The 19,522-nt window shown below is 72.1% G+C and carries 20 protein-coding genes; 5 read left to right on the forward strand and 15 right to left on the reverse strand.

From position 1 onward, the window contains the following. Window positions 1–11: 11 nt before the first annotated feature. From ALIDE2_RS02715 to ALIDE2_RS02725, 3 genes are read right to left on the reverse strand one after another with little or no spacing between them, the layout of a single operon-like run. Window positions 12–2,816, reverse strand: coding sequence for an Hsp70 family protein (locus tag ALIDE2_RS02715; protein ID WP_013721328.1), 2,805 nt, complete (start codon window positions 2,814–2,816; stop codon window positions 12–14). Beyond that, window positions 2,813–4,705 (reverse strand): Hsp70 family protein, encoded by a 1,893-nt coding sequence (locus ALIDE2_RS02720; protein ID WP_013721329.1) that lies wholly within the window; start codon window positions 4,703–4,705, stop codon window positions 2,813–2,815. The genes ALIDE2_RS02715 and ALIDE2_RS02720 overlap by 4 nt, the downstream gene beginning before the upstream one ends. Continuing rightward, window positions 4,702–5,307 (reverse strand): DUF2760 domain-containing protein, encoded by a 606-nt coding sequence (locus ALIDE2_RS02725; RefSeq protein WP_013721330.1) that lies wholly within the window; start codon window positions 5,305–5,307, stop codon window positions 4,702–4,704. The genes ALIDE2_RS02720 and ALIDE2_RS02725 overlap by 4 nt, the downstream gene beginning before the upstream one ends. 111 nt (window positions 5,308–5,418) lie before the next feature. Between ALIDE2_RS02725 and ruvB the strand changes: the two genes are divergently transcribed. Next, complete coding sequence (gene ruvB / locus ALIDE2_RS02730) at window positions 5,419–6,492, forward strand: Holliday junction branch migration DNA helicase RuvB (protein WP_041700583.1); 1,074 nt, start codon at window positions 5,419–5,421, stop codon at window positions 6,490–6,492. A gap of 9 nt (window positions 6,493–6,501) precedes the next feature. Here ruvB and ALIDE2_RS02735 read toward each other — a convergent pair whose 3' ends face one another. The 10 genes from ALIDE2_RS02735 to ALIDE2_RS02780 form a co-directional block, all read right to left on the reverse strand. Beyond that, the gene (locus ALIDE2_RS02735; RefSeq protein ID WP_013517482.1) at window positions 6,502–7,224 is read right to left on the reverse strand and encodes an MgtC/SapB family protein; all 723 of its coding nucleotides are present in this window, start codon (window positions 7,222–7,224) and stop codon (window positions 6,502–6,504) included. A gap of 55 nt (window positions 7,225–7,279) precedes the next feature. Beyond that, complete coding sequence (locus ALIDE2_RS02740; protein ID WP_013517483.1) at window positions 7,280–7,630, reverse strand: hypothetical protein; 351 nt, start codon at window positions 7,628–7,630, stop codon at window positions 7,280–7,282. Between the two features lie 107 nt (window positions 7,631–7,737). Next, on the reverse strand, window positions 7,738–7,932 hold the full coding sequence (locus tag ALIDE2_RS02745) for a hypothetical protein (protein WP_013517484.1): 195 nt from the start codon (window positions 7,930–7,932) through the stop codon (window positions 7,738–7,740). Window positions 7,933–8,275: 343 nt separating this feature from the next. Then, window positions 8,276–9,439, reverse strand: a complete 1,164-nt coding sequence (locus ALIDE2_RS02750) for a DSD1 family PLP-dependent enzyme (protein ID WP_013517485.1) — start codon at window positions 9,437–9,439, stop codon at window positions 8,276–8,278. Continuing rightward, window positions 9,423–10,070 (reverse strand): histidine phosphatase family protein, encoded by a 648-nt coding sequence (locus ALIDE2_RS02755; RefSeq protein ID WP_013721332.1) that lies wholly within the window; start codon window positions 10,068–10,070, stop codon window positions 9,423–9,425. The genes ALIDE2_RS02750 and ALIDE2_RS02755 overlap by 17 nt, the downstream gene beginning before the upstream one ends. 7 nt (window positions 10,071–10,077) lie before the next feature. Further along, the gene (locus ALIDE2_RS02760; RefSeq protein WP_013517487.1) at window positions 10,078–10,692 is read right to left on the reverse strand and encodes a DUF4136 domain-containing protein; all 615 of its coding nucleotides are present in this window, start codon (window positions 10,690–10,692) and stop codon (window positions 10,078–10,080) included. Window positions 10,693–10,865: 173 nt separating this feature from the next. After that, window positions 10,866–11,798, reverse strand: a complete 933-nt coding sequence (ttcA, locus tag ALIDE2_RS02765; RefSeq protein ID WP_013721333.1) for a tRNA 2-thiocytidine(32) synthetase TtcA — start codon at window positions 11,796–11,798, stop codon at window positions 10,866–10,868. 4 nt (window positions 11,799–11,802) lie between these two features. After that, window positions 11,803–12,195: a dihydroneopterin aldolase gene (locus tag ALIDE2_RS02770; RefSeq protein WP_013517489.1), complete on the reverse strand. Its 393-nt coding sequence runs from the start codon at window positions 12,193–12,195 to the stop codon at window positions 11,803–11,805. A 4-nt stretch (window positions 12,196–12,199) separates the two neighbouring features. Then, window positions 12,200–12,613 carry a dihydroneopterin aldolase gene (locus tag ALIDE2_RS02775; protein ID WP_013517490.1) on the reverse strand — a complete coding sequence of 138 codons (414 nt, stop codon included), beginning with the start codon at window positions 12,611–12,613 and terminating at the stop codon, window positions 12,200–12,202. Then, window positions 12,610–13,416: an SDR family oxidoreductase gene (locus ALIDE2_RS02780; RefSeq protein ID WP_013517491.1), complete on the reverse strand. Its 807-nt coding sequence runs from the start codon at window positions 13,414–13,416 to the stop codon at window positions 12,610–12,612. The genes ALIDE2_RS02775 and ALIDE2_RS02780 overlap by 4 nt, the downstream gene beginning before the upstream one ends. A 138-nt stretch (window positions 13,417–13,554) precedes the next feature. Between ALIDE2_RS02780 and ALIDE2_RS02785 the strand changes: the two genes are divergently transcribed. The 4 genes from ALIDE2_RS02785 to ALIDE2_RS02800 all read left to right on the forward strand — a co-directional run bounded on the left by ALIDE2_RS02785 (window position 13,555) and on the right by ALIDE2_RS02800 (window position 16,371). Further along, the gene (locus tag ALIDE2_RS02785; protein WP_013721334.1) at window positions 13,555–14,640 is read left to right on the forward strand and encodes a class I SAM-dependent methyltransferase; all 1,086 of its coding nucleotides are present in this window, start codon (window positions 13,555–13,557) and stop codon (window positions 14,638–14,640) included. Between the two features lie 26 nt (window positions 14,641–14,666). Next, window positions 14,667–15,071 (forward strand): VOC family protein, encoded by a 405-nt coding sequence (locus ALIDE2_RS02790; RefSeq protein ID WP_013517493.1) that lies wholly within the window; start codon window positions 14,667–14,669, stop codon window positions 15,069–15,071. A gap of 3 nt (window positions 15,072–15,074) precedes the next feature. Then, window positions 15,075–15,269: a DUF2905 domain-containing protein gene (locus ALIDE2_RS02795; protein WP_013721335.1), complete on the forward strand. Its 195-nt coding sequence runs from the start codon at window positions 15,075–15,077 to the stop codon at window positions 15,267–15,269. A gap of 142 nt (window positions 15,270–15,411) precedes the next feature. Beyond that, window positions 15,412–16,371 carry an ROK family protein gene (locus tag ALIDE2_RS02800; RefSeq protein ID WP_013721336.1) on the forward strand — a complete coding sequence of 320 codons (960 nt, stop codon included), beginning with the start codon at window positions 15,412–15,414 and terminating at the stop codon, window positions 16,369–16,371. On the opposite strand, the gene ALIDE2_RS02805 is transcribed toward ALIDE2_RS02800, so the two are convergent. Together ALIDE2_RS02805 and ALIDE2_RS02810 are read right to left on the reverse strand one after the other, a co-directional pair. Beyond that, window positions 16,332–17,723, reverse strand: a complete 1,392-nt coding sequence (locus tag ALIDE2_RS02805; protein ID WP_013721337.1) for an alpha,alpha-trehalose-phosphate synthase (UDP-forming) — start codon at window positions 17,721–17,723, stop codon at window positions 16,332–16,334. The two genes, ALIDE2_RS02800 and ALIDE2_RS02805, sit on opposite strands and share 40 nt — an antisense overlap. Further along, complete coding sequence (locus tag ALIDE2_RS02810) at window positions 17,720–19,522, reverse strand: glycoside hydrolase family 15 protein (RefSeq protein WP_013721338.1); 1,803 nt, start codon at window positions 19,520–19,522, stop codon at window positions 17,720–17,722. The genes ALIDE2_RS02805 and ALIDE2_RS02810 overlap by 4 nt, the downstream gene beginning before the upstream one ends.

A 19,522-nucleotide genomic window follows, 5' to 3' on the forward strand; every position in this document is an offset into this window, starting at 1 on the left:
CGCCGCGGCGCTCACCCCACCAGCACCAGCCCCGGCGGCAGGCTGTCGCCCAGGCTGCGCCGCTGGTCCTCGGCGTCCATGTCCGTCACCTGCTCGACCATGGCAATCCAGCGCGCGGGGGCGTGCGTGGCGCGCATCCTGTCCAGCACCAGCGCGCGCCGGGCGTCGGACAGGTCGCGCGCGCGGTCGCCCGTCATGCGCGCGATCTGCACGGCGGCGAACAGCGCGTGCTCGTTGCGGCGCCAGTCCTGCGCCAGCGCGGCGTCGAGGAATTCCTGCGCCGCCTCGGGCGGCATGACCTTGTGGGCGTTGGCGGCCAGCGGCACGCGCGCCGCCAGGCGGCCTATGGCCCACCAGGTCTGCGGGGGCTCGCCGGGGCGCTTCAGGCGCGCCAGCATCCACTGGCCCATCTCCTGGCGGTACTGCCAGGGCACGGCCTCCATGGCGGCGAACAGGCGCAGCATGTCGTCGTAGCTGCCCCAGGCGGCCTTGCCCTGGCCGCGCTGCACGGTTTTCTGCATGCAGCCGGCCACGGATTCGAGCAGCTGCATCTGCTGCTCTTCACCCAGGCCCGCGGCCACGCGGCGCCAGAAGACCCACCACTCGGTCCAGTTGGCGGCCTCGCCGGCGTGGCCCAGGCCCTGGGCGTGCAGCTGCCAGACCTGCCCGATGCGCCAGCCGTCGAGCTCGGCGCCCACGCCGGGGCGCAGGCACCAGCCCGCCAGGTTGAACCAGGCGCGCTCGTGCTCGGCCGTGCGCCGGCGGCGCCTGGCGCGCTCCAGCAGCGCGTCGAACAGCGCACGCAGCAGGGGCAGGCCCCAGGATTCGCGCGCGCCCAGGGTCTTTTCCAGCGCCGCGCGCAGCTGGCGCACCTCTTTGGGCGCCACCTGCTGCGCCTGGTTGCCGAAGATGCGCTCGATGAGGGCGATGGCCTGCGCTGTCTGGCCTTTGGGTTCGCTCTCTTCCTCTCCTTCCGGGCGAGGGCCCGCGGCCGCGCCGCGCACGGCGAAGGGCAGCAGCCACGAACGGGCCGCGTCCTGGGCGTCGATGCAGCGCAGCTCCAGCACGCCCACCTCGCTCATGCAGGCCTGCAGCTGCACCTCGGCCCTGGCCGTGGCGCGGCCCTCGGGCGCGGGCAGCACGGTGGACAGCGGCGGCAGCTCCACCCAGCCCTCGCCCTGCAGGGAGGCGATCTGCCCGGCCTGCGCCTGCCCCTGGCTGCGCGCTACCAGGGCGAAGCGCACGGGCTGGCCCAGCTGCAGCGCGAAGCGCCGCCCGGCCAGCGTCAGGCGCGTGCCTTCCTCGGTGCCGCGCGGCAGCAGGCAGACGCCCTGGGGCGCGGCACCGGCCTTGCCCGGCAGCACCAGCCAGTAGCTGCGCGCCGCGCCGCCGCCTATGCGCGGTACTATGGTTTTGGGAGTTGTTGACGTTTGTCCGGCATGCCCTCGAGGCTGATTTGACTGGTATTGCGCCAGACCATGGGCTGCGGCGCCGCGCGCCACGGCCCAGTCCGGATGCGGGTTGTGCAGCACGCGCACGGGGCTGCCGCGCCATTCGCCGAGCAATTGCGTGAGCCGCTCGGCCAGCGCATGCGCGTGGAACACGCCGCCGTTGAGCAGCACCGTGTCCGGCAGCTCGCCGCCCGCATGCCGGGCCAGGAACTGCGCCAGATGGCGCGAGATGGCGGCGTCGGCCGGGTAGGGCAGGCCCAGGCCGCGCAGCGCGCCCTGGCGCCGGGCGGGCGCGTCGGTGAGCCGCGCGGGCGGCAGGAAGCCATCCACCACGCATTGCAGCACCTGCGCGCGCGTGAGCGTGGCCGAGCGCGCCTGCGCCAGCAGCTTCGATCCGCCGCCCAGCAGCGTGACGGTGGCGGACTCGGGCGCCGCCGCGGCCAGCAGCTGCTCCTTGGCCTGGCGGCAGCGCTGCACCAGCTGGGCGAAGCGCGCGGCGGGCAGGCGCTCGCCCGCGCCGGTGCTGAACTGCGGCTCCAGCTGGTGGGCCAGGGCCAGGTCCATGTTGTCGCCGCCCAGCATCAGGTGCTCGCCCACGGCCGTGCGCGTGAGCGTGGGCAGGCCGCCCGGCGAGGGCTCCACGCGGATCAGCGTCAGGTCGGTCGTGCCGCCGCCCACGTCTACCACCAGCACCAGGCGGCTGCTGGCCAGCCGCGCGGCCAGCGCGTCGCCCTGCAGCACCAGCCAGTCGTGGAACGCCGCCTTGGGCTCTTCGAGCAGTTGCACGGCGGGCAGGCCCGCGAGCCGCGCGGCCTCCAGCGTCAGCGTGCGTGCGCCTTCGTCGAACGATGCGGGCACGGTGAGCACCACGGCCTGCCGGTGCAGCGGCGCGTCGGGCTGAAACGCATCCCACGCGGCCTTCACGTGCGCGAGGTACGAGGCGGACGCGGCGAGCGGCGAGACCTTGTCCACGCCCTCGGGCGCGCCCCAGGGCAGGATGGGCGCGGTGCGGTCCACGCCGGGGTGCGACAGCCAGCTCTTGCTGCTTCCCACCAGCCGCGCCGGCACGGCCGCGCCCAGCTCGCGCGCCCAGCGGCCGATGGTGGCGGGCGCTTCTTCCGTTGCATCCAGCGGTGGCCAGGGTGCGCGCCAGGCATCGCCCAGCTCCCCGGGCGCGGCCTGGTAGCGCACCGAGGGCAGCAGCGGCTGCGCCTGCACCTCGGCGGCCGAGACGCGCTGGGGAATGGCCAGCAGCGCGATGTCGGCCGCGCTGCCATCGAGCGGCACATGGGCCACCACGGTGTGGCTGGTGCCCAGGTCTATGCCGACCGCGTGGCGCGCGTGGCTGCCGGTGGCGGCGGTCATGCGGCCGGGGTGTCGGCCCGCACGTCGAATTCCACCTTCCAGCGCTCGCTGCCCCCGACCGGCACGGCATCGAGCTCCAGCGTGCCGATGCCGGTCACGCGTGCGTGCAGGGTGACGGGGACGACCTCGCCCGGCGTGCGGCCCTCGGCGGGCAGGTGGGCTTCGATCTCCTGCAGCTCCACCAGCTCCTCGGGGCCCCAGAAGTCCAGCAGCGTGCCCACGGTGTCATTGCGCCGCACGCTGGAGCCGAAGAAGCGCAGGCGCACGGGCTCGCCCACGACCAGGCCGAATTCCTGGGCATCGAGCGCCACCTCCGAGCCCTCCTCCATGCCGAACGGCGCCAGGCACAAGGCCGAGATCGGCGGCTCCATGCCGGGGACGGCCGGCATGTTGGATTCCACGCCCACGTAATAGCTCTGCGCCGTGCCGCCGCGTATGCGCACGCCGCGGCCCGAGGCCGCCACGTGGCCGTAGTAGGCGGCGCCGCGCGCCACGGCCAGGTCGAGGTTGGCGCCCGCCAGCAGGCGGGCGGGCGGCGCGCCCTCGGCGGCAAGCCAGCCGTTGACAACTTCCAGGATGCGCTGCTCGATCTGCGGGGCCTTGAGCACGCCGCCGTTGAACAGGATGGCCGTGGGGTGCAGGAAGGACGCGCCTTGCGCCTGTGTGCCCTGCAGGCCCTCGATCTGCCCCGTGGCGCCGGTCTGGCGCGACAGGAAGGCCGCCAGGTGGCGCGTGACGGCCGCGTCCTGCGCGTAGGGCAGGCCCAGCTGCGTGAGCGCGGCGCGCGCGCGGGTCTGCGGCCTGTCGGCCACGGACACGCGCGGGAAGAAACCCTCGACCAGCAGTTGCAGCACCTCGGCGCGCGTGACCTCGGTGCGCAGGCTGCCACCGACGAGCTTGCTGCCGCGGCTGGGCACGACGACGGGCACGGACTGCAGGCTCTCGTCCTGCAGCAGCTGCTCCTTGGCCGCGCGGCAGCCGTGCGCCAGGGCGCGGGTCTGCCAGGCGTCGAGCTGCCTGCCCTCTTGCGCCAGCTTGCGCGCCACGCCGTAGGCCAGGGCCAGGTCCATGTTGTCGCCGCCCAGCAGGATGTGCTCGCCCACGGCCACGCGCTGCAGCTCCAGGTTGCCGCCGCGCTCCAGCACGGCGATCAGCGACAGGTCGGTCGTGCCCCCGCCCACGTCCACGACGAGGATCACGTCGCCGTGCGCCACCTGCTTGCGCCAGGCGCCGGCGCTCGCCTGTATCCAGCTGTAGAGCGCGGCCTGGGGCTCTTCGAGCAGCGTGAGCCTCTGGAAGCCGGCGGCCTTGCAGGCCTCGGCCGTGAGCTCGCGCGCGGCCGGGTCGAACGAGGCGGGGATGGTGACGGTGACGTCCTGCGCGTCGAATGGCGCATCCGGGTGGGCTTCGGTCCAGGCGCGGCGCAGGTGCTGCAGGTAGCGCGTGCTGGCCGCCAGGGGCGAGACGCGCTGCACCTCGGGCGGCGCGTCGGCGGGCAGCAGCGGCGCGCGCCGGTCCACGCCGGGGTGGCACAGCCAGCTCTTGGCGCTGCTGACCAGGCGTATCGGCGTGGCCGCGCCGCGCGTGCGCGCGCATTCGCCCACCACGCCGTCCTGGCTGGCGCCCCAGGGCAGGGCCAGGTCGGCGGGGCTGAATTCGCTCTCGTGCGGCAGGTACAGGAACGAGGGCAGCAGCGCGCGCGCCTCCACGCTGGCCGGCGCCGTGAGCTGGGGAATGGCCAGCACGCCCTGCGCCACGCGCTCGCCGTCGCTCGCGGCCTTGTCCACCCAGGACAGGGCGCAGTGCGTGGTGCCCAGGTCGATTCCCAGGCTGAATCGGGCGCTGGCGCTTGCTCCGCCTGCGCTGGCAGCTATGGTTTCGGTAGTCACAGCTCGACCTCGGCCTGGGCGATGATGGCGGCGGCCTGCGTGTCGGTGAGCTGCGGCAGGCGCACGGCGGCGGCGCGCCAGCCGCGGTGCGCGAGCGTGCCGGTGAACGGCGGCTGGCCGACCACGTTGCCGCTCACGCGCACGGCGCTGGCGTCGAAGCCCGGCGGCAGGGTGACGCGGCTGCCCTCGGCCTCGGGGCGCACGGGCTCCAGCGTCACGTGCTCGCGCAGCACCTTGCGGCAGCCCTCGTGCACCACGCGCGCGGCGGCGCCGATCTCGGCGTCCTGGTAGCCGGCCACGTCCTCCTGCACGAAGTCCACGAAGCGCGCCTCGCGCTGCAGCAGGCCCAGCAGCTGCAGCGCGGCCGTGGCGGCGGGCACTTCCACGCGCTTCTCGACTACCTTTTCCACGGGCACTTCCACGCGGACTTCGACGATCTTCTCGACGGGCACTTCCACGCGCACCTCGCGCGGCGGGGCGTCGGCGGCCAGCGGCTCGCCGCCGCGCAGGCGGGCCACGCGCGCGGCCAGGCGCGCGTCGCCCACGAGGGCGAAGGCCATGGCGATGCGGTTGAAGAAAGAGGGGGGTGTCTGTTCGGTCATGGGGCGTGCGGGGCCGTGCGAAGGCACTGCGGCACGGCCCGGAAGGAAAGGGTGCCGATGTTACCGAATGGCCATGGCCCGCGGCGGCGGTTGGGGGACAATCGCCCCCGCATGACCATCCACACCGACGATTTTTCCCCCGCACCCGCCCCGGCCCCGGCACGCGAGCGCATGGTGTCGGCGGCGCCGGCCTCGCCGCAGGAGGAGGCGCTGGAGCGCGCCCTGCGCCCCAAGCTGCTGCAGGAATACGTGGGCCAGGCGAAGGCGCGCGAGCAGCTGGAGATCTTCATCGGCGCGGCGCGCAAGCGCTCCGAGGCGCTGGACCACGTGCTGCTGTTCGGCCCGCCCGGCCTGGGCAAGACCACGCTCAGCCACATCATCGCCGCCGAGCTCGGCGTGAACCTGCGCCAGACCAGTGGCCCGGTGCTGGAAAAGCCCAAGGACCTGGCGGCGCTGCTCACCAACCTGGAGCGCAACGACGTCCTGTTCATCGACGAGATCCACCGCCTCTCGCCGGTGGTCGAGGAAATCCTCTACCCGGCGCTGGAGGACTACCAGATCGACATCATGATCGGCGAGGGCCCGGCGGCGCGCAGCATCAAGCTGGACCTGCAGCCCTTCACCCTGGTGGGCGCCACCACGCGCGCGGGCATGCTCACCAACCCGCTGCGCGACCGCTTCGGCATCGTCGCGCGCCTGGAGTTCTACACGCCCGAGGAACTGGCGCTGATCGTCATGCGCTCGGCCAGCCTGCTGGGCACGCCCATCGACGACGCCGGCGGCGCCGAAATAGCGCGCCGCTCGCGCGGCACGCCGCGCATCGCCAACCGCCTGCTGCGCCGCGTGCGCGACTACGCCGACGTGAAGGGCACGGGCCGCATCACGCTCGACATGGCGAACCGCGCGCTCACGCTGCTCGACGTGGACCCGCAGGGCTTCGACGTGATGGACAGGAAGCTCCTGGAGGCCGTGGTGCACCGCTTCGACGGCGGCCCCGTGGGGCTGGACAACATTGCCGCCAGCATCGGCGAGGAGAGCGGCACCATCGAGGACGTGATCGAGCCCTACCTCATCCAGCAGGGCTACCTGCAGCGCACGCCGCGCGGGCGCGTGGCCACGCTGGCCGCCTACCGCCACCTGGGCGTGGCGCCGCCGCGCGCGGCCGGGGGGCTGTTTTCCGAATAGCCGAATGGGTTAGGAAGTCGGCTCGGTGCCGGAGTTCCAGTAGGCCTGCAGCACGCCGGGCAGCTCCTCGATGCGCTGCACCACCCCGTCCAGCTCCCCGGCGTTCACCGAGGTGGCGTACAGCACGGCCTCGATCTCCGTGTCGGTGCTGCCGAACGGGTGCTTCTGCACCGCGCGCACCGGGTACTGCGCGGCCTCCAGCAGCTCCAGCAGCCTTTCGTGCACGTCCGCCTGGTCGGCCTGGCGGCACATGGCGTAGACGTGGTAGGTGGCCTCGGCCGCGGCCTCGCTCACCGGGCGGCGGTTGATGTGGTTCACCACCGGGCGCAGCAGCGTGTTGCTGGCGAGCACGAAGAAGGTGGCCAGCGCCGCCTCCACGACCAGGCTGGCGCCCGCGCACGCGCCCACGGCGGCCGAGCCCCACAGCGTGGCCGCCGTGTTCAGCCCGGTGACGTTGATGCCCTCCTTCATGATCGCGCCAGCGCCCAGGAAGCCCACGCCCGACACCACGTAGGCCACCACGCGCGTGGCGCCGCCGGCGCCGTCCAGCCGCATCGCCAGGTCCACGAACACCGCCGCGCCCACGGCCACCAGCGCGTTCGTGCGCAGCCCGGCCGTGCGCTGGCGTATCTGCCGCTCGAGCCCGATCACGCTGCCGAAGACGAAGGCGAAGAACAGGCTGACCAGGGTGTTCAGGGTGGCCGCCAGGTTGATGTTGTGTAGTGCCTGCATGGTTGGTGTCGTTGTTTTTGGGGTGGATGGAAAGCATGGCACGGCCTCGTGACCGTTACGCCCGGCGCAGCAGGGCGCGCCAGCCGCGCGGGCGCCGCGCCTGCGCGGTGGGCCACCGGCGCCGTGCCGATGGCGGCAGGTGGGCGCAGACGGAGGCGCGCGGCGCGTCCGCCAGCAGGCACAGCGCCTCCACCATCTGGCGCGCCTCCAGCGTGGCCAGCGCCTGCGCGAAGGCCTGCGGGCCGGCCTGGTCCACCAGGTGGTTCAGCAGGTGCGGGCGCCGCTGGCCCAGCGCCGCGAGCAGGGCGCGCTCCAGCGCGCAGGCGGCCGTGGCGGGGGCGATGGCGTGGGTCAGGCCGGTGGCGGCCGGGGCGCGCAGCGCGCGCAGGCGGATCAGGTGCAGCATGCGGGGCTCCTTTCGGGCTGGCCGAAGGAGCCGGGCAGGCCGTCAGCGGCGCGCGGTTCCTTCGGCGGGGAGTGTGGGGGGAACGGGGTCCATGGCGGGGCTCCGGATCAGCGTGGCTTGCAGTGCGCCGGGGCCGCCTGGGTGCTGAGGAAGCTGCGGATGCGGTGCGTGGGCCAGACGGTGCGCGCGTCCAGGTCCAGCGCCTGCTCCAGCGCGGGCAGGGCGGCGGGCGGCTGGGCGGTGCAGGGCGCGGACATGCGCGGCGGCAGCCGGCGCGGGGCATGGTGACGGAAAGCGGTCATGGCGGTCTCCTGTGCGGGCACGGGAAAGAGCCAGTACGTGTCGAACACCCACGCCGGCGGGGCGCGAGATCTCAGTGAAGGTGCGGGAACGCCACCCTGCCCAACGGTGGGGCGGACGGTGGAGAAGCGGAAAACTGCAACGGGTTCGGGCTGCCGGCTGGGGCTCCCGTTGCGGGAGTCGGGTCAGTCGGCCAGCGGCGATGCCGTTGCGGCGCGCCTTGCATCACTGGTTGAACTGGCACTGTCCACGTGGGGGACTCCAAAATTTGCGAAGCGCGCATTATCCCTTGCGCGGGTCCACCGGGTCAAGGTTGCGGGTGCTGCGCGGCATGCCTGCGGCGATTCAGGTCAGCGCGCCGCGCGCATCCACCCCGATGACGCGCTCCACCACGCCATGTTCCAGCCCGCCGCGCACGCCCAGCAGGCGGTCGTGCAGGTTCACCGTGGGGTCGCAGTGGCCGGGGATGAGCCACAGCGTCTGGCCCAGCGCGGGCAGCCGGGCCTGGGGGCCGGCGGCGTGCAGGATGCCGTGCTCGTCGCCGCCGTTGGCGTAGTGCAGTGCGTGCGCGGGCGCCAGGCCGTGCACCAGCGGCAGGCCGCTGTCGATGGCGTGGCTCTTGTGCCCCGCGTCGCACACGGCGTGGGTCGGGTGCGTGGAGATCACCTGGGTCTTGATGAACAGCGCGTGCTCGAAGGCGGGCTGGGTGGTGTCGGGCTCGTTGGCGGCGTAGTCCGCGTCCATGAACAGGAACGACCCGGCCTGCAGCTCGTCGTACACGCCGCTCGTGGCCTCGTGCGCCAGCGTGCCGGTGCCTGCGCCCGTGACCAGCGGCACGGGCAGGCCCGCGGCCTCGATGAGCGCGCGTGTGCCGGCCGCGGCGTGCACGGCATGGGCGATGGCGGCACGCCGCTCGGCGGTGGCGCGCAGGTGCTGGGCGCCGCCCTGGTAGGCGTGCAGGCCCGCGAAGCGCAGGCGTGGCCGTGCGGCCACGGCCCGGGCCAGCGCGACGGCCTCGGGGCCGGGCGGCACGCCGCAGCGGCCCTGGCCCACGTCAATCTCCACGAGGACGTCGATGCCCGCGTCGCTGCCGGCCGCGTCCATGGCCCCGGCCAGGCGGGCGATACCCTCCGGGCTGTCCACGGCAATGGCCAGGCGCCCGCCGTCCGCGGCCAGCCGGGCGGCCAGGCGCGCCACGCGCAGCAGCTTCGCGGGGGCGATGACCTCGTTGCTGATGAACAGGTCGCGCACGCCGCCGGCGGCCAGGGCTTCGGCCTCTGAGGTTTTCTGCACGCAGTGTCCGCAGGCGCCGGCCTGCTCCAGCAGCAGGGCGATCGCGGCGCTCTTGTGCATCTTGGCGTGTGGGCGCCAGCGCACCTGGTTCTGGCGCGCGAATGCGGCCATGCGCTGGATGTTGCGCTCCATGGCGTCCAGGTCGATGACGGCGGCGGGCGTGTCGATCTGGTCTGCGCGCAGGCCGATGGCGGCGTGCTCAGGAGTGGATTTCATCGCGGCTGCTGTCCTCCAGGTGCTGCGTGTCCGCCCAGCCCACCAGTGCCAGGCCGTGGTCCCCGGTCCACAGCAGCCGGTTGATGGCGGCGTTGGTCAGCTGCCAGGTGCGCGGCGCCTGCAGGTCCAGGTGCGTGGCCAGCCGGTACAGCACGTCCATCACGCCGCCGTGCGCTACCAGCACGATTTGCTGGCCGCTGTGGCGCGCGGCGATCTGGTGGACGGTGCAGGCGATGCGCTCGCGCAGCATGGTCAGCGATTCGCCGCCGCCATCGGGCGCGAAGTCGGGGTCGCGCTTGCGCCAGCGCAGGGCCTGCTCGGGGACTTCCCTTTCGATCTGCTCGAAGGTACGGCCCTGGAAGCTGCCGAAGCTGCGCTCGCGCAGTCCGCGCTCGGGATTCAGGGGGGCGCCCGTGGCCTGGGCCACGGCCTGGGCGGTGGCCCAGGCGCGCAGCAGGTCGCTGCTATAGATGGCGGCCACGGGCTCGTCGGCCAGCGCCTGGCCCACCTGGCGCGCCTGCCACAGGCCGGTGTCGTTGAGCGGGATGTCCAGGTGGCCCTGGATGCGTGTGTCCACGTTCCAGGCGGTTTCTCCGTGGCGTATGGCGATGATGCGTGTGGCCTGGTTCATGGGTATGTCAGGGTTGCGGCGTGAGTTCGGTTCGCAGCTTGCGCGGCCCCTGGGGCGGGCGGGGGAAGTCGGTGAGCGCCTGGTCGAACAGCACGCCGTAGATGGCGGGGTCGCTGGTCCATACGTCCTCGTACACGGCCGAGGTTTCGTACACCACCTGCTGGCTGGCGGCGTCGCGCAGCACCAGGCTGACCCTGCGGTGGTACAGCGTGGGCGGGCTGTCCATCATCCAGTTCATGCCCCAGCCCCAGCGACCGCCGTAGCCCCAGCCCCAACCCCAGCGGCCGTAGAACGGGTCCGGCCCGTAGTTGGACCAGTAGCGCGGCGTGGCGTAGCCGCCTTCGGCGCCCAGCTGCGCGATCAGGCGCGGGTTGGCGTCGTCGCGCCGCAGGCCCACGCGCGCCAGCGCCGCCTCGGCCTGCGCCTGGATGGGCGCGAAGGTCGCTTCATGGGCCTGCTGCGAGGGCAGGCGCTCTATGCGGTAGGTGGGCGGGCTGGGCAGCGTGGTCAGGGTGGAGAAGCTGCTGACGTCGCTCTCCACCAGGCGCGGGCCCGCGCAGCCCGCCAGCAGCCCGATGGCGGCGCACAGGACGAGGGTGCAGAGGTGGCGCATGTATGTCATGGTGGTATCTCTCCTTGGGGGAGGCTGGCCCCCCATGCGCCCTGATGGTACTGCGGGGCCCATGCGTTCAAGGCCCGGCGTGAACGCCTGCAGGCCCCTCGACGCCCAACATTTACCGGCGTTTACCGGCGCCAGGGCCTTCGTCACGGCGCGACACCTCGAAAGGCACGTTCTCAGCCGATCTGCACCACCTGCATGCCCGGCAGGCCGGGCGCGGCCGGGAACTCCTCGTGGTCGAACGCGGTGTCGCCATCGGGGTCGGCGATGCCGGTGGCCTTGGCGTTCCTGAAGTCGTGCAGCTTCGGGTCCATCAGGTGCGTGGTGACGACGTGGCCCATGGCGCGCAGCATGCTCTCGATGCGGCCGGGGAATTTCTTGTCCCACTCGCGCAGCATCTCGCCCACCACCACGCGCTGCAGGCCTTCCTGGCTGCCGCACAGGTTGCAGGGGATGATGGGGAACTGCTGGTACTGCGCCCAGCGCGCCGTGTCCTTCTCGGGCACGTAGCACAGGGGGCGGATCACCACGTGCCGGCCGTCGTCGCTCACGAGCTTCGGGGGCATGCCCTTCATGCGCCCGCCGTAGAACATGTTGAGCATGAGCGTGGCGACGATGTCGTCGCGGTGGTGGCCCAGGGCCAGCTTGGTGCACCCGAGTTCGTCGGCCACCTTGTAGAGGATGGCGCGGCGCAGGCGCGAGCACAGGCTGCAGGTGGTCTTGCCTTCGGGCACCACGCGCTTGACGACACTGTAGGTGTCCTGGTTCTCGATGTGGTACTCCACGCCAATGCTCTTGAAGTAGTCGGGCAGCACGTGCTCGGGAAAGCCGGGCTGCTTCTGGTCCAGGTTGACGGCCACGATGTCGAACTTGACCGGCGCGCGCTTCTGCAGGCGGCGCAGGATGTCCAGCAGCGTGTAGCTGTCCTTGCCGCCGGACATGCAGACCATGATGCGGTCGCCTTCCTCGATCATGTTGAAGTCCAGGATGGCGCGGCCGACCTCGCGGCACAGGCGCTTTTCCAGCTTGATCTGCTCGCGCTCGATCTTGCGGTTGTCGGTTGCGGGTTCTTCGCCGATCCAGTCGGCTGCATTCAGGGTTGCGTTCATGGGGTTACCACTGTCCGGTTTCGACGCGAATGGCGACTTCGCAGTCATCAAAAATTTCCAGCTTGGCGATCTTCACGCGCACGCCCAGCACGCCGGGCAGATGCATGAGCCGCTGGGCCAGCTTGCCGATCAGGCTCTCGAGCAGGTTCACGTGCTCGGCCGTGCACTCGTCGATGATGATCTGGCGCACCTTGCGGTAGTCCAGCACATGGCGGATGTCGTCGTCGCGCGGCGCCAGAGGCTGGGGGCCCAGGTTGAGCTCGGCATCCACCTGGATCGGCTGGGGGGCGGTCTTTTCGTGGTCGAGGATGCCCAGGTTGGCGTGAAAGCGCAGGCCGGTGAGCGTAAGCGCCTGCCGGCCTTCGCCTGGGCGCGAATGATAGAAAAATTCGGTCACGGTTTCACCAGGGCTTGATGCATACCCGCTCCACCCCTATGGATGCGCTGTCGGGATAAATGTCGGGCTTGCGCGTGGCCACGCGCACGGCGTGCACGCCAGGGCTCTGCAGCAGGGCCGCGGCAATGGCGTCGCACAGGGATTCCTGCAGTTCGTGGTGCTGGCTGCCGACCTCGCGGGCGATGACGTCGCGGATGAAGTCGTAGTCCAGCGTCTCGGAGATGTGGTCCCTGGCCGCGGGCGCGTGGTCGAGCTTGACGCACAGGTCCACGTCGAACCACATGCGCTGTGCGGCCAGCCGCTCGTGCGCGTGCACGCCTATGCGCACGGCCGCCTCGTGGCGGCGCAGGCTCAACGCGCGGCACCCGGTGGCCAGGCGCGCGTCGATGGCGCCGAAGGCAAGCAGTATGGAGTTCATGGGCGCGGATTTTCCGTTATGGCAAACATCACGTCCCGCTCCAGGGGCACCAGGTGCTGCCCGTTGTCGGCCTGCAGCGTGCAGCCGTTCAGGCTGGCGTTGCCCGCGATGAACACGGCGCAGCGCGCCACGTCGGCCGGCTCTATGCGCTTGCGCAGCAGGTTGACCTGGGCTGCGCGGTCGAAGTTGTCCTGCGTCTGCGGGCCGCTCAGGTAGATCAGCCCTGGCGACAGGCCGCACACGCGCACGTGGGGCGCCAGGGCCTGGGCTTGCAGGGCCACGCTGCGCTCCAGCGCCAGCTTGCTCACGGTGTAGGAGAAGTAGTCGGGGTTGAGGTTGTGCACCTTCTGGTCGAGCACGTGGACCACGCTGTACCCGCCCGTCGCGGGCCGGCCCTGCGCGCGCAGCCAGGCGGAGAGCGCGTTGCCCAGCAGCAGGGGCGTCGCCGTGTTGGTCAGGAAATGCCGCACCAGGCCCTGGGCGCTGGCCGTGCGCGCGTCGTCGGCCTCGAAGATCGAGGCGTTGTTGACGATGCAGCGCGGCGCCTGGCCCGTGAGCGCCACGCACTGGTCGAGCAGCTGCGTGCCGGCCTGGGGCTGGGCCAGGTCGGCCTGTACCAGCAGGCAGGCGCGCCCCAGCGCCTGCACGGCGGCCTGCGTGTCCTGGGCGCCGGCCTGCGATGCACGGTAGTGGCACAGCACGTTCCAGCCCGCCGCGGCGAAGGCCAGGCAGATCTCGCGGCCCAGGCGGTGGGCCGCGCCGGTGACCAGCACCCAGTCGTCCTGCTGCACGCTCTCGCTCATGCACTTGCTCCTTGAAGATAGCGGCCACAAATACAATCGCCCGGATGCCACGCGCCCGGACAGATGGGGCCAGGGACCGGAGAACCAGGGGAATCGCTCATGAGACTCAGGGGTGACGCGTGCGCGGAATCGCCAATTATGACCACCCCCACCGACGCGCTTTTCCAGCACATTCGACAGGACCTGGCCGCTGCCGGCGGCTGGATCGGCTTCGACCGCTTCATGCAGCTGGCGCTCTACACCCCCGGCCTGGGCTACTACGCGGGCGGGCTGCGCAAGCTCGGCAGCATGCCCGAGGACGGTAGCGACTTCGTCACCGCGCCCGAGCTCTCGCCCGTGTTTGGCAAGGTGCTGGCCGCCCAGGTGCGTGAGGCGCTCGACGCCACGGGGACCGACGAGGTCTGGGAGTTCGGCGCCGGCAGCGGCGCGCTGGCCGGGCAACTGCTCGAAGCCCTGGGCGAGCGCGTGCGGCGCTACACCATCGTGGACCTGTCGGGCAGCCTGCGCGCGCGCCAGCAGGAGCGCCTGGCCGCGCATGCCGGCCGCGTGCACTGGGCCGAGCGCCTGCCCGCGGCCATCGAAGGCGTGGTCGTGGGCAACGAGCTGCTCGACGCCATGCCGGTGCAGCTGCTGCATCGCGTGCAGGGCGCCTGGCACGAGCGCGGCGTGGCGCTGGATGCCGGGGGTGCTCTTGCCTGGAGCGACCGGCCCACCGCGCTGCGTCCGCCCGTGGAGATCGAGGGCGGCCACGACTACCTGACCGAGATCCACCCCCAGGGCGAGGCCTTCATGCGCACGCTGGGCGAGCGGCTCGCGCGTGGTGCGGCCCTCCTCATCGATTACGGCTTCGGCGAGGACGAGTACTACCACCCCCAGCGCCACATGGGCACGGTAATGTGCCACCGCGCCCACCGCGCGGACGACGACCCGCTGGCCGACGTGGGCGAGAAGGACATCACCGCCCACGTGAACTTCACCGCCATGGCCCTGGCGGCGCAGGACGCGGGCCTCAACGTGCTGGGCTACACGAGCCAGGCGCGCTTTCTGCTGAACTGCGGTTTGCTGCAGGAAATGGAGCGCCTCACGCTTGCCCAGCGAGCCTTGGCGGCTAAATTGATGCTGGAGCACGAGATGGGCGAGCTGTTCAAGGTGCTGGCCGTGGGGCCGGGCGAGCCGTGGACGCCTGTGGGCTTCGCGCAGGGCGACCGCACGCATCGGCTCTGATTTCCCATCCAGAAAGGCCTGACCCCATGTCCCTGAAGATCGACCGCTTCGACCACATCGTCCTCAACGTCGCGGACGTGCAGGCCAGCGCCGACTGGTACGCGCGCGTGCTGGGCATGGAGCGCGAGGAATTCGCCTCGCGCACCGGCCCGCGCGTGGCGATGAAGTTCGGCCGCCAGAAGATCAACCTGCGGCCCGTGGGCGAGGACGCCGTGGCCTGGTTCACGGGCGTCAACCCCACGCCCGGCAGCGACGACCTGTGCTTCGTCACCGAACAGACGGCGGACGAGGTGCTCGCGCATTTCGCGGCCGTGGGCGTGGTGCCCGAGGTGGGGCCGGTGGAGCGCACCGGCGCGCTCGGCCCCATGACCTCGGTCTACTGCCGCGACCCGGACGGCAACCTGATCGAGGTCGCCAGCTACGGCGGCTGACGCATGCTGCGCTGGGTCATCGCCGTCTTCCTCGCCCTGGTGCTGATCAACGGGCTCACGCCCTGGCTCAAGCGCCTGGGGCTGGGGCGGCTGCCGGGGGATTTCCAGTTCCGGCTGTTCGGGCGCGACTGGTTCATTCCGCTGACCAGCACGCTGCTGCTGAGCTTCCTGCTGAGCATGCTGGTGAAGTGGTTGTGAGTGTTTTGGGGCTCCAGCGCTTGCCTATCAAGCGCTGATAGCTATCAATTCTGAAAAGCCCTTGCCCTACACGGGGCGCGCTGCGCATGCGCCATGATGGGGCGCCATGTCGCAGCCATCCCTTCCCCTGCAGTCGCCGCCCATGCTGGCCGGCGTGGACCTCGGCGGCACCAAGGTGGCCGTGTGCCTGGCCATGCCGTCCGGCGCCGGCGAGCCGCCCGCGCTGCTCGCGCGCCTGAGCGAGCCCACCGTCAAGACCGGCGAGGCCGATGCGCTCGCGCGGCAGGTGCTGCGCCTGCTGGACGCGGCCTGCGCCGCGCAGGGCCTGACGCGCGGCGACGTGGCGGCCGTGGGCGTCGCATCGTGCGGGCCGTTCGTGCGCCGCGCGGGCCGGGTGGAGGTGAGCAACCCCAACATCTGCGGCGGCCTCGCGGGCGCGCCGCGGGGCCTGGGCAATGGCTGGACTTGCGTGCCGCTGGAGGCGCCGCTGGCGCGGGCGATGGGCGAGGGGCGCGTGCAGGTGGCCAACGACGCGGTGGCCGCGCTGGCCGCCGAGCGCCGCTGGGGTGCGCTGCGCGGCGTGGATGACTGCGCCTACGTGACCTGGAGCACCGGCATCGGCGTGGGCCTGTGCGTGGACGGGCGCGTACTGCGCGGCAAGAACGGCAACGCGGGGCATGCGGGCCATTCCTTCGTCGGCGATGTGGCGGGCGAGCCCCCGCTGTGCGGCTGCGGCAACCGGGGCGATGTGGAGTCGCTCGTCGCGGGCAATGCCCTGCCGCGCCGGCTGGGGCTGCAGGCGCAGGCCCTGCTGGACGCCGCCGCGCGCGGCGACGCGGCGGCGCTCGCGCAGGTGCGCGGGCTGTGCGCGCTCATGGGGCGGCTGTTCTACAACCTGGTGGCCACGCTGGACCTGCGGCGCATCAGCATCGGCGGCGCGGTGTTCCTGCACCACGAGGCGCTGCTGCTGCCGCTGTTGCGCGCGGAGCTGGTGCGCCACTTCGCGGTGCTGACCGATGGGGTGGAACTGGTGCGCGCGGGTCTGGGCGAGCGGGTGGGCGACTACGCGGCGCTGGCGCTGCTCGACTCCTCCAGCGCCTGAAGGAAGCCCTGCCGCCACCAGTGCACGTCGTGGCGGCGTATGCGTTCGAGCAGCCGCTGGTGGCGCCACTGGCGTTCGGCCAGCGGCATGTGCAGCGCGGCCTGGATGGCGCCGGCCATGCCCTGCGTGTCGTAGGGGTTGACGAGCAGCGCCTCTTCGAGCTGCTCGGCCGCGCCCGCGAAGCGCGAGAGCACGAGCACGCCGGGGTCGGCCTCGTCCTGCGCCACCACGTATTCCTTGGCCACGAGGTTCATGCCGTCGCGCAGCGGCGTGACCAGCCCCACGCGCGCGGCGCGGCACAGGCCGGGCACGCGCCTGCGCGCCACGGTGCGGTGGATGTAGCGCAGCGGCATCCAGTCCAGGGTGCCGTAGTCGCCATTGATCGCGCCGCACAGGCCCTCCAGCTCCTGGCGCAGGTCGGCGTAGGCGTGCACGTCGTCGCGGCTGGGCGAGGCGATCATCACCAGCGTGGCGCTGTTCCGGTTCTCGGGGTAGCGCTCCAGCAGCTGGCGAAAGGCCCGCACGCGTTGCGGGATGCCCTTTGAGTAGTCCAGCCGGTCGATGCCCAGCAGCAGCTGGCGGCGCGAGTATTCGGCGCGCAGGGCCTCGAAGGTGTGCACCGCGTCGGGCGCGGCGGCCAGGGCCTGGAATTCCTCCACGTCGATGCCGATGGGGAAGGCCGCCACGCGCACCGTGGCGCCGTAGGCGTGCAGGCGCTGCGCGCCGAGTTCCTGCGCGCCGGCCTCGGTGACCATGCTGCGCGTGAAGTGGTCCACGTCGGCCTCGCTCTGCAGGCCCACGAGGTCGTAGGCGAAGAACGAGCGCATCAGCCATTCGTGCTGCGGCAGTGCGGCCATGACGAGCGGCGGCGGCACGGGGATGTGCAGGAAGAAGCCGATGCGCTGGCGGCAGCCCAGCGCGCGCAGCTCGGCCGCCAGCGGGATCAGGTGGTAGTCGTGCACCCAGATCAGGTCGCTCTCGCGCAGCAGCGGCAGCAGCTTGCGCGCGAACATCTGGTTCACGCGCCGGTAGCCGACGAGGTAGGCGGGGTCGAACTGGGCCAAGTCGAGCCGGTAGTGGAACACTGGCCACAGCACGCTGTTGGCGTAGCCCTGGTAGTAGGCGGCGTGGTCCTCTGCGCAGAGATCGACGCTGGCCAGCAGCACCTTGCCGGCCTGGCGCGTGCGCAGGCGCCCCTCGCCGGGCGCGAGGTCCGCGGCCGTGGCGCCGCTGGAGCCGAACCAGAGCCCGCCCGTGCGCGCGAGCGCGTCGCCCAGCGCAACGGCCAGCCCCCCGGCGGCCGGCTTGCGCGGATCGGCCAGGCGGTTGGAGACGACGACGAGGCGGCTCATATCACCGTGTCCCACGGGGCGGACAGGCGCATGGCCGCGTTGATGACGCCGACCATCGAGTACGTCTGCGGGAAGTTGCCCCACATCTCGCCCGTGGCGGCGTGCGTGTCCTCCGACAGCAGGCCCAGCGGGTTGCGCACGGCCAGCATGGCCTCGAAGATCTCGCGCGCCTGCTGGCCGCGGCCGGTGCGCGCGAGCGCGTCGATGCGCCAGAAGGTGCAGATGTTGAACGAGGTCTCGGGCTTGCCGAAGTCGTCGGCGGCCTCGTAGCGGCGCATGTAGGGGCCGTCGCAGAGCGTCTTCTCCATCGCGTCGAGCGTGCTCGCGAAGCGCGGGTCGGCGGGGTGGATCAGGCCCACCTCGGCCATCAGCAGCACGCTCGCGTCCAGCTCGCTGCCGCCGAAGCTCTCGGCGAACGCCCGGCGCGCGGGGCTCCAGGAGCGCTCCAGGATCTCGTCCTGCATCTGCTGCGTGTGCAGCTGCCAGTAGCGCGCGCGCTCGGGCAGGCCCAGCGCGGTGGCTATTTTTGCGAGCCGGTCGCACGCGGCCCAGCTCATGAGCGCCGACGAGGTGTGCACGCGCGCGCGGGTGCGCAGCTCCCACATGCCCGCGTCGGGCTGGCCGTAGACCTGCACGGCGAGCGCTCCGATCTTCTCCAGCCGCGCGAACTCGGCGCTGCCCGCCGGGTGCAGCAGGCGCCGGTCGTGGAAGGCCTGCGCGGCGCCGAGCACGATGTTGCCGTACACGTCGTGCTGGAAATGCTCCGTCGCCTGGTTGCCCACGCGCACCGGGCCCATGCCGCGGTAGCCCGCCATGTGCGGCACGATGGATTCGGGCAGCTCGTGCTCCAGGCCTATGCCGTAGAGCGGCTGGATGTGCCCCTCGCCCGCCTTGGCGACCACGTTGCCGAGCCAGCGCAGATAGTCCTCCATCGTGCCCACTTCCGACAGGCTGTTGAGCGCGCGCACGACGAAGAACGCGTCGCGCAGCCAGCAGTAGCGGTAGTCCCAGTTGCGGCCGCTGCGGGCCGATTCGGGGATGCTCGTGGTCATAGCGGCGACGATGGCGCCCGTGTCCTCGAACAGCGACATCTTGAGCGTGATGGCCGCGCGGATCACCGCGTCCTGCCATTCGAGCGGCAGGTGCAGGCGCTGCGTCCAGTGCTTCCAGTAGGCGATGGTCTCCTGCTCGCAGTGGCGTGCCGTGTCGCCTATGCCCTCGGCGAGCGTCTCGTCGGCGCCCAGCAGGAAGTTGTACTCGCGCTGCGCCGTGAAGGGCTGGCCCGAGAGCACGTAGGTCACTGGCGCGTCGGTGTTCAGGCGCAGCGCGAAGGCGCTGCCCACGTAGCGCACGTGGTTGCTGCCGCGCGTGATCGTGGGCCGCGTCTGGCCCCAGTCGTAGAGGACGCGAAGCAGCACGCGGATGCGCGGTGCTCCGCGCACGGGCCGCACGCGGCGCACCAGCATGTTGGGGCGGAAGAACCGCGCGCGCGCGTAGAAGCGCGGCGCGAAGTCCGTCACCTCCAGGCAGTTGCCGTGCAGGTCGGTCAGGCGCGTGCGCAGCACGGCGGTGTTCGGCTCGTACCACTGCTCGCTCGCGGCGAAGTCCTCCAGCGCGATGGCGAAGCGGCTGCCCTCGTCGCCGGGCTGCAGCAGCGCGTTGAACACCGGGTCGCCGTCGAAGCGCGGCATGCAGCACCAGACGATGCACGCGCGCGCATCGACCAGCGCGCTGATCGCGCAGTTGCCCACCATGCCGAGCGCGAGCGAAGGCTCGGCCGCGGCCTGCGGGGCGCTCAT

The sequence above is a fragment of the Alicycliphilus denitrificans K601 genome (assembly GCF_000204645.1).
Lineage (GTDB): Bacteria > Pseudomonadota > Gammaproteobacteria > Burkholderiales > Burkholderiaceae_C > Alicycliphilus > Alicycliphilus denitrificans.